Origin of the sequence: Acinetobacter guerrae (genome assembly GCF_009372255.1) — a bacterium.
Taxonomy (GTDB): Bacteria; Pseudomonadota; Gammaproteobacteria; order Pseudomonadales; family Moraxellaceae; genus Acinetobacter; species Acinetobacter guerrae.
In genome coordinates, this window is the sequence record NZ_LXGN01000017.1 from 1 (window position 1) to 9,366 (window position 9,366).

Genomic DNA, 9,366 nt, shown 5'->3' on the forward strand with positions numbered 1-9,366 from the left:
CGATAGGCTTTGAACGTGATACGGCTTATTTAGCAAATGCCTTAGAAGTTTTTCTTATCTCTAAAATCCAACCTGTCCACAATGTGGTTAAAGTTGGTATGTAATTTCGCATAAGAGATTTTATGTTAAATAATGGTTTTTATATGATCTAGTATTTCTAAATATAAGTGCAATTTTACTAAGGTTGCTTAGATGCTATGGAATCTAAATATCTAAATTGTTCATCCCCCTTTACTTCATTTTCATGTTTAATCACCGCTATTAGTAAAACTATGGTCATAGCCCCAGCTAGATAGGTAATCTTTTTTCTCATGATTTCCTTATAGTGAAATTCTTTTTGCTTATTTTATATAAATCATATAAATAATAAAATTGTGATATATACCAATCTTTTAGGCAACTTAGTCTTATTCCAAATAACCAAAAAAAGCCGATATCTTTGTAAGCTCTAACCCACAAAAATTGAGGGATAGTTTTCGAAATAGAGTCTTTGATAAAATAGTAAAAATCAATAAATACCTACTTTTTAAACCATTATCATTGAGAGAATATTACAAAGTTGTTTAAAAAAGCCGACTTGTTTCCAAGTCGGCTTTTCGACATCGTCGAGCACATTTTTTATATCATAAATTTCCGATTTTTATAATTTTCAAAGTCTATCTTTCAGCTCTTTATACAACAAAGCCGAACTGAATTAAAAATAGAAATGTAGTTGAGCTGATGCTTGCTCATTTCTTTATTTTTAGTAATTGAGGTGAACATACTGTCAGTACATGGTAGTTATGGATGTAATATATAGTTTTTCCGACGTCAATAAACTCAACTATTTTGGATGTTAAAATAATCAATTATTTTTTAATACGAAAGGTTTTAAGATGAAATCAAAGAAAATACTCGCCCTTGCATTGGTGATGTCGTGTATAGCTGCTCTATCAGGCTGTAACACAACACCTGATAACAATAGTCAGTATACTAATGCAGTCGAGACTTCTCATAAAAATAGTCACAGTAATATTGCTAACCCCCAAGTTTTGGATATTAAGGGCAGTATTACTGGCTATGATACAAAGGAATATATATTCCATGCACAAGCTAATCAAGTATTAAGAGTAGTAAGACAAAACACATCAGACGATGTGGTATTAAATTTACTGTATCTTGGAAATAACAATAAAACTAGTGAACTCTCTGGTGATTTCCAAGTCCTGCCTTATACAGGGGATTATAAGCTTATCGTAAGCCAAACACGCAATGATGCCCGTAAGCATGCAAGCACCGAAATAAAATTTAATTTGAAAGCCTTTATCACTGACCAGCAGCAACCATCTAACCAGCAAAATTATGTCGTCAACTACAAGTGTGATAGCAACGAAAATCTAAGCGTAACCTACCACTTTAATAACCAAAAAACTAGTGCGACAGTGACTTACGATAATATTTCACAACAGCTAAACTTTGATGATCAATATAGTAAAAAAAATAATCCAGTATTCTCCAATAATAACTACTTACTGAGCGTAGGAACTATTAATGATGGCGTGTTTGGAGACACAATGGTCTACTCTTTGTTAGATTTAAAAAAATCTAAAGGTGGCTACGCATTATTACAAAACTGTCAAAAATTATAAACGGTGGTCTTTATGCTGTTCAAGTTGGTTTTGAGTTTATAAGTTAATACCTGTTTTGACTGGGTTTAATATTTGAACCCAGTCAAAATTCTGTGTAACTGTTATTTGCTAACAGGAATCTCAATCTCTCACTAACCTCGGCCCAGTAGCAACGCTGATCCGCATTCTGGATGCTCATCCAACCTTGATTTAAAAAATTAGATAATAAAAAACCCCAACATCCTGTCGGGGTTTTTTACATATTTGATGCTTAGGTATAACTCCTGTCGTACCTCACATTCCTTGTATTTGATCTTGTTATTCTTATCTGGAGCATCCTGCTCTCTATGTCCTTATCATATGAAATTTCCACTATCTGGTATAGCCGCAAAGAACCGAGATTGCTGTACGCTTTGGCTTACAAAATAGCCTAAATTTTATCCACAAAAAATGTGGATAATTTTAAGCATTCAAGCATTGATAAAATTTAAAAAATCGCAAAATCGACTACTTTTTAAACAAATTTATTGGCAAAAACTATCAAAATCGATCATAAAAAAGCCGACTTGTTTCAAAATCGGCTTTTTGCTCATTTTAAGATTTTTATGATTTGAATAAGTGCTTGATAATTAATATAATATACAAATGTACTTCGTATAACCACCATTATGTTAAATGGGTAATAATAAATTGGTGGGATAGTGCAGTTTTTTAAATTTCTGATAAGAGATTGTCTGTTGAATCTGTAACAAATAAGATATCAACTAATATTCTGTTTCAAATAGGTTTGTTAATTAAAAATTATATTCTGAACCAATATTTTTTGGTGCGTTTGGCTTCCAGGATTTTCTGTAGTATCTAAGGTATTACCTTACACTTTAAAATTATTTAAATCTGAAAAATCAAAATTGTGGTCCTAAAATTGCTTAATAAAAATATGAAAAAAAGTAAAGTATATTAATTTTATGTTGCAAAACTCTAAGCGTATTGGTTTTCTATTGCTCGATAACTTTTCCATGATTGCCTTTTCAAACATGCTTGAAGTATTACGTATGGCTAACTATGTCACACAAGATAATTTATACCAATGGAACGTGACGGGTTTAGATGGTCATCACAGTTGCGCAAGCAATGGTCTGCAAATACAACATACCTGTGTTTTGCCACATTTACTGAATATGGATATCGTTTTTATTTGTGGTGGTTTTCAACTGTATAAGAATATGACCCCATACTTAAAGAATTTTTTATATCGGCTTGATCAACAAAAAATTGCTTTAGGTGGTTTATGTACAGGTGCTTATGTATTGGCAAAAGCAGATCTGCTAAATGGCTTTCGTGCTAGTCTTCATTGGGAAAATACCTTAGCTGCACAAGAAGAATTTCCATTAGTACAATTTACCCCGCATATTTTTACCATTGATAAGAATCGTTTTACCTGTTCTGGTGGGCTTGCAGCGATTGATTTAGGCTTGGAACTTGTTGAAATACATTATCCAAATATTGCTAAGAGAATCTGTGAGCAATTTATTGTTCATCAAGTACGTGAGAGCAATGAAATTCAACATCAACCCATTTCTGAACATAGGAAAAAACTTGATTTTCCAATTCAAGATGTATTGCGCTTAATGGAAAATAATATTAATGAGCCTTTAACCATTGCTGAAATTGCACAGCATGTAAAAATTCAACCGCGTACCTTAGAGCGCTTGTTTAAAATGAATCTGCAATTGGCTCCGAAAGAATATTATTTAAAACTAAGACTCACCTATGCACAGAATCTACTTAAACAGTCTACTTTAAGCATTTCAAATATTGCTTTGGCATGCGGTTTTTGTAACGGATCTAGTTTTACTAAAGCATATAAAGCTTTTTTTAACTATTCACCCAAATTTGAACGTAATGTTCTAGATTTTGCTAATTAGTATTTTTTAATCTTGTCGGTTTTTGACAACTTTCTGACGTTTTTGGCAAAAATACCTACTCATATTCTGCATAAGCTTAGGTGATTGGTTACATCACATTGATCTAGGCACATATATGAATACTTTAGTAAATAATTTGGCTGTTTCAGAGCTACCATCATTATTAACCATTGAAAATGGTGAAAAAGTTTCTGCAACATTTTCATTATCTGAGTATCAAAATAGACAAAGCAAGCTACGCCAACTAATGGAAGAGCTAGAAATTGATCATGTTCTATTTAGTTCAATACATAACATTAACTATTATGCGGACTTTATTTATTGTTCATTTGGTCGCTTCTACGGTCTGGTGGTTAGCCCAGAAAAAGTGGTGACAATTTCAGCAAATATTGATGCTGGTCAACCTTGGCGTCGTACGGTTGGTGACTATAACGTTGTTTATACCGATTGGCAGCGTGATAACTATTTTAAAGCGGTTACACAAGAAATTCCGAATAAAGGTCGTGTAGGAATTGAGTTTGATCATTTGCCTTTAGAGCGTTTAAATAAGTTAAAAGCTGTTTTGCCAAATGTAGAGTTTATCGATATTAGTGCCCCATGTATGAAACTACGCATGATTAAATCTGCTGAAGAAATTGCACATATCACCCAAGGGGCTGCTGTGTGTGATATTGGTGGTTTCGCAGTGACTGCAGCGATTCGTGAAGGGGTACCAGAGCATGAAGTGGCTTTAGCTTCTACCCAAGCGATGGTACGTGAAATTGCCAAACGTTTTCCAAACTCTGAATTAATGGATACATGGACTTGGTTCCAGTCAGGAATTAATACCGATGGCGCACATAATCCTGTCACAACACGCCAAGTGCAAAAAGGTGACATCTTAAGTTTAAATTGCTTCTCGATGATTGCAGGCTATTACACAGCTTTAGAACGGACACAATTTTTTGATCATTGCGATGATGCTTCACTACGTATTTGGGAAGCCAATGTTAAGGTGCATGAAGCAGGCTTAAAATTGATTCGTCCAGGTGCACGTTGCAGTGATATTGCGAAAGAATTAAATGAAATTTTCTATGAAGAAGGCTTATTACAATACCGTACCTTTGGTTATGGACACTCTTTTGGCGTGTTATCGCATTATTACGGTCGTGAAGCAGGCTTAGAATTACGTGAAGATATTGATACGGTGATTGAACCTGGCATGGTGATTTCCATGGAACCTATGGTCATGATTCCACAAGGTATGGCTGGTGCTGGTGGTTACCGTGAACATGACATCTTGGTGGTGACAGAATCAGGCAATGAAAATATTACTAAATTCCCATATGGTCCAGAACATAACATCATCAAATAATAAATTGCATAGGCACTTCTTTTAGAAGTGCCTATTTGATTCGAGGGGAGAAAAATGAAAAAAGACAAGCAGGTAGAACAAAAAAACACCTTAAGACGTGTCGCAAGTGCAAGCTTTATTGGCAATTTTGTAGAATGGTTTGATTATGCAGCATATGGTTTTTTGGCAACAGTCATTGCAGTTGTTTTTTTCCCGCAAAGTGACCCTTTAACGGCATTAATGGCTGCCTATGCTATCTTTGCAATTTCATTTATTTTGCGTCCATTAGGCGGTATTTTTTGGGGGCATGTGGGCGATAAATTTGGTCGAAAAAATGCTTTATCGTGGTCGATTATCTTAATGACACTGGCTACGGTATGTATTGCACTGTTACCAAGTTATCAAAGTATCGGTATTTTTGCACCGATTATGCTATTAATATTTCGGATGATCCAGGGCTTCTCAGCTTCAGGTGAATATGCTGGAGCAGCAAACTTTCTCGCAGAATACGCGCCTAAGGAAAAAAGAGGACTTTATACCAGTTTAGTTCCTGCAAGTACTGCAACGGGTTTACTACTCGGCTCTTTAATGGCAGCAGCAATGTTCGCTTTTATGTCAGAGGCATTTTTACACGAATATGGCTGGAGAATTCCATTTTTATTGGCAGCACCATTAGGCTTAATTGGATACTACATTCGTGTCAAGTTAGAAGATACCCCAGAGTTTTTAGAACATCAAAAAAATGGCAAGAAAGAAAATTTTCCAATCAAAGCCTTATTTACCCAGTATCGACCAGCACTTTTTAAAGCATTTGCTGTTGCATCTTTAAATGCCACTGCGTTCTATCTTATTTTTAGTTACATGCCAAATTATTTAGCTACAGAGTTAGGTGTAAATAAAACGCAAGCCTTTATCTCGGGGTCAATTTCATTGCTATTTTATATTGCTGTGGTTTTTGCAATGGGCAAATATTCAGACCGAATTGGACGTAAGAAAATGTTGCTTTGGGCAAGTCTAAGCTTTATCGCACTGACTGTACCCTTGTTCTACTTACTTTCAACCGCCAGTTTTGTTGAAATGGTGATAATCCAGCTCGTGTTCTGCACATTGTTAGCAATGAACGATGGTAGTTTACCTGCATATTTAACAGAACAATTCCCTATACAAGTGCGCTATACCGGTTTTGCCTTTAGTTTTAATACTGCTAATGCATTGTTAGGTGGAACAGTTCCTTTTGTTGCAACCTGGTTAATTCAACAAACAGGTAATACCTTAGCACCTAGTGTCTTATTAATTGTAGTTGCAATTTTTGCAAGTATGGCTTTATTACAAAGGAAATCACATCGTTTAATCAATGCTAAAGCTTAAAAGGAATTGGTTATGCTTTTAAACGCTTTACCTGCACTCAATAGAAATATATCGACTTTAATTGGTCTTACAGCTGTCATATTTTGGAGTACAAATGTAGGCTTAATTCGTAGTGTCAGTGAGAGTTTTGGAGCTGTAGCCGGTGCTGCTCTAATTTACAGTGTCGCATCCGTGATTTTACTTTTCACGATTGGCATGCCTAAGTTTTCTACAATCCCAAAATCCTATTTATGTTGGGGAAGCCTTTTATTTGTTGCTTATGAATTATGTTTTGCTCTTTCTATTGGCTATGCACAAAACAGTAGACAAGCAATCGAAGTTGGCATGATTAATTATCTATGGCCAACATTTACTCTACTATTTGCAATTATTTTTAACAACATTAAGGCCAATATTTTAATTATTCCCGGTTGCATATTAGCCTTGGTTGGAATTTGTTGGGTGCTAGGGGGAGATACTGGATTTGATCTCTTCCAGATATGGACCAATTTGAAGGCTAATCCTCTTAGTTATGGTTTAGCTTTTGCTGCTGCTATTTTATGGGCTACATATTGTTCTGTGACAGTAAAAACGTCTCAGGGTAAAAATCTAGTCACTATATTTTTTGCCCTAGTTGCAGCTGTACTATGGATAAAATACCTTCTCATGAGTGGGTCAGCTCTTAATTTTACTTATGACAATACAGTCACTCTGATTATGGCGGCTGGTGCTTTAGGTTTGGGATATGGTGCTTGGAATATTGGAATTATTTCAGGGAACATGACATTAATGGCTGGCGCTTCTTACTTTACTCCCGTGTTATCTGCTTTGTTTGCTGCATTACTTCTAAGCACTTCCTTATCTTTCATCTTTTGGCAAGGTGTTGCAATGGTGACAACAGGAGCAGTCTTGTGTTGGTTAGCGACTCGAAAGCAATAAATTATTTAGAGGCTTTAAAATTAACATAATACACCTTATACGAAATGCGTTATAATTATCTATAGAAATCAATGCTGTAGTTTCTAGTTTATAGCCCATCTTCCCCAAGGTGGGTTTTTTTATGATTTTTCACGTTCCACGCCTATTATTTGATCAATGTTTCACAACTTTGTTTAGGTTAATTGAATAATCAGGATGCCTGGTCTTTTTCTTTTTGGCGTTCATTCAGCTCTTTTTTGAGTGCCTTTTTATCCTGGTACGATGCAACCAGCATGATTGGGATTAACAGTGGGGCCACAATAATGCCCAGGGCAATGTCTTTCAATTTTGGCATGATCTCTCTCCCTTGATTGCTCAGTCATGATCAAACACAGCATTCAGCACACGGCCAAATAAGCCACGCTTTTTGTGTTGTGGCACTGCCACATTTTGCAACGTGGCATGCTGTAGCGTTTGGGTGTGGTATGCCGTAGTTTCTTGCTGTGGCACTGCCACATTTTCTGCAATATTGAATTCATTATTCTTTTTATTATCATTGTCTTGTTGTGTTGTCGCATGCTGTGGCATGTCGGTGTCGCATGCCGTAGCATCTTGTTGTGGTAATGCTGTGGCAGGTGCAACACTTTTCAGCTCAATGAGTGTTTGCATACGGTCAATTTGTTGCATTAACCGTTCTTCACGTTCTTGGTATTTTTTGACTTCATTTTCTAAATGGGCAATAAGTTTTTTTGTAGATTCATCACCTTCTTGCCTAGATGATTCAATTTTTTGAGATGTTTGCTCAGGTTCTCCAAAGCATCGGATGACCTCTGCTAGATCGAATTGTCCATCACTGGAGCGTGATAAACGTCCATTACGTACAGCTCTGTAAATGGTTGATCTATCCACATGGAATTTTTTAGATACTTCACTTAGTGATAACTTAGCCATTTACGGTGTCCTTTTTATTTGATGGCATATATCCCACTTTTTTTAGGTATGGGTATAGTTCTTTTATTCGGTCAGGGTCTTGCAGCATCTCAGCAATACGAACAGCAAATTGCGGATAGCTTTCAGTTCCCTGGGAATAACGACCCATTTCAGGAAGTTCAGAAAGTTTATTTGCAAACATATGGCGTTGTGCATCAGTCATCTTTGTAAAGAGATCTAACGTATTCGGATCTCTTTCTATCGGTGGGTTGTCCTTCTTTTTCTGTTTAAAAGTAAAAGAGAATCCTGAAATTGATCGACCTCTTTTGTGTTGCTCATACTTCACAGTGATATCTGTATGTTCGTTAATTTGTTTAATAGCAAGCTCAAGTACACTAGTTTTAAAGCGTTCCATACGCTTGTACTCTGTATCGAGTACGCCAATTCTTTGACGGAAATCACTTAGCTCTATAACAGGAGTAGAGCCAGTACTTCTCCAAGCAATTAATAATTCATATAAGCGAACAGCATAAGCACTGCTGAGATTACTAACTTGCTGCAATTCGTATTTAGTGAAATGCTCTTCTAAGCGTGTAATTAAGGGAACTATGGCTGGGGCAAAGATAAGTTTAACCACTGCTTCATTATCTACATATCCAATTTCACTAACCCAACGGGATCTATAGTTCTCAATATTCCCTCGTTCATTTATTTTTTGATAGCTAAATTGTCTTGCAAATAAATCATTACAGGCATCTTTTAATGCTTGATAAGCCGTATTGCGATGTACGCCAAATTGATTGATATAGCCTTCTGCATGTACTTCAAGGGGATCATTCGCATTAATACCTTTCCCGCTTTCTCTTGCCTCAACAATGGCCAATAAAATTAAACGTTGTTCTACTAAATCTAAGTTATAGCTTGCATTGATTAAGGCATTGTCTTTTACCACTAATTCTCTCATGAAGCACCAGTATTAATTATTATGCTATGACACAATAATTAATTTTAGTGCTATAAGCAAGGTAAACGGTGTCATATTGCAAGGTAAACGGTGTCATATTGCAAGGTAAACGGTGTCATATTGCAAGGTAAACGGTGTCATATAAACCTTAAAAGCATTGTGAACAAAGGCTTTCAGCATATCTAAAAGCATTTAAAAACTTTAAAATAATTAAAAGCCCAAGGAGTGAAAAATTGCCCTTGGTTTTCGCTTCACTTCGTTCGCTCAAACTCTATTGAATCTCGCTTTCGCTCGATTCGTCGGGGCAATTTTTGGTTCATATTTTCGTGACTTTTAGAAAAG

General features: G+C 35.8%; 8 protein-coding genes. 5 read left to right on the forward strand and 3 right to left on the reverse strand.

Annotation, left to right across the window (positions count from 1 at the left end; all coding sequences use genetic code 11):
* Positions 1 to 875: 875 nt before the first annotated feature.
* The 5 genes from A7A69_RS08705 to yddG all read left to right on the forward strand — a co-directional run bounded on the left by A7A69_RS08705 (position 876) and on the right by yddG (position 7,151).
* Positions 876 to 1,628, forward strand: a complete 753-nt coding sequence (locus A7A69_RS08705; RefSeq protein ID WP_152877080.1) for an ACP-like domain-containing protein — start codon at positions 876 to 878, stop codon at positions 1,626 to 1,628.
* Between the two features lie 944 nt (positions 1,629 to 2,572).
* Positions 2,573 to 3,532, forward strand: coding sequence for a GlxA family transcriptional regulator (locus A7A69_RS08710; protein ID WP_005130393.1), 960 nt, complete (start codon positions 2,573 to 2,575; stop codon positions 3,530 to 3,532).
* Between the two features lie 115 nt (positions 3,533 to 3,647).
* The gene (locus A7A69_RS08715; protein ID WP_120371440.1) at positions 3,648 to 4,886 is read left to right on the forward strand and encodes a M24 family metallopeptidase; all 1,239 of its coding nucleotides are present in this window, start codon (positions 3,648 to 3,650) and stop codon (positions 4,884 to 4,886) included.
* A 54-nt stretch (positions 4,887 to 4,940) separates the two neighbouring features.
* Entirely contained in the window at positions 4,941 to 6,233 is a 1,293-nt protein-coding gene (locus tag A7A69_RS08720) for an MFS transporter (RefSeq protein WP_005130395.1), read from the forward strand.
* Positions 6,234 to 6,245: 12 nt separating this feature from the next.
* Positions 6,246 to 7,151, forward strand: coding sequence for an aromatic amino acid DMT transporter YddG (gene yddG / locus A7A69_RS08725; protein WP_005130397.1), 906 nt, complete (start codon positions 6,246 to 6,248; stop codon positions 7,149 to 7,151).
* Between the two features lie 190 nt (positions 7,152 to 7,341).
* Here yddG and A7A69_RS16590 read toward each other — a convergent pair whose 3' ends face one another.
* From A7A69_RS16590 to repM, 3 genes are read right to left on the reverse strand one after another with little or no spacing between them, the layout of a single operon-like run.
* The gene (locus A7A69_RS16590) at positions 7,342 to 7,485 is read right to left on the reverse strand and encodes a hypothetical protein (protein ID WP_004786602.1); all 144 of its coding nucleotides are present in this window, start codon (positions 7,483 to 7,485) and stop codon (positions 7,342 to 7,344) included.
* Positions 7,486 to 7,505: 20 nt separating this feature from the next.
* Positions 7,506 to 8,081 carry a plasmid replication DNA-binding protein gene (locus A7A69_RS08730; protein WP_017725651.1) on the reverse strand — a complete coding sequence of 192 codons (576 nt, stop codon included), beginning with the start codon at positions 8,079 to 8,081 and terminating at the stop codon, positions 7,506 to 7,508.
* The gene (gene repM / locus A7A69_RS08735) at positions 8,074 to 9,024 is read right to left on the reverse strand and encodes a replication initiation protein RepM (protein ID WP_001208778.1); all 951 of its coding nucleotides are present in this window, start codon (positions 9,022 to 9,024) and stop codon (positions 8,074 to 8,076) included. Before repM ends, A7A69_RS08730 begins: the two co-directional genes overlap by 8 nt.
* Between the last annotated feature and the right edge of the window lie 342 nt (positions 9,025 to 9,366).

Coding starts and splice junctions, on each gene's coding strand:
- A7A69_RS08705 (WP_152877080.1), top strand. CDS start 876: ATGAAATCAAAGAAAATACTCGCCCTTGCATTGGTGATGTCGTGTATA.
- A7A69_RS08710 (WP_005130393.1), top strand. CDS start 2,573: ATGTTGCAAAACTCTAAGCGTATTGGTTTTCTATTGCTCGATAACTTT.
- A7A69_RS08715 (WP_120371440.1), top strand. CDS start 3,648: ATGAATACTTTAGTAAATAATTTGGCTGTTTCAGAGCTACCATCATTA.
- A7A69_RS08720 (WP_005130395.1), top strand. CDS start 4,941: ATGAAAAAAGACAAGCAGGTAGAACAAAAAAACACCTTAAGACGTGTC.
- yddG (WP_005130397.1), top strand. CDS start 6,246: ATGCTTTTAAACGCTTTACCTGCACTCAATAGAAATATATCGACTTTA.
- A7A69_RS16590 (WP_004786602.1), bottom strand. CDS start 7,485: ATGCCAAAATTGAAAGACATTGCCCTGGGCATTATTGTGGCCCCACTG.
- A7A69_RS08730 (WP_017725651.1), bottom strand. CDS start 8,081: ATGGCTAAGTTATCACTAAGTGAAGTATCTAAAAAATTCCATGTGGAT.
- repM (WP_001208778.1), bottom strand. CDS start 9,024: ATGAGAGAATTAGTGGTAAAAGACAATGCCTTAATCAATGCAAGCTAT.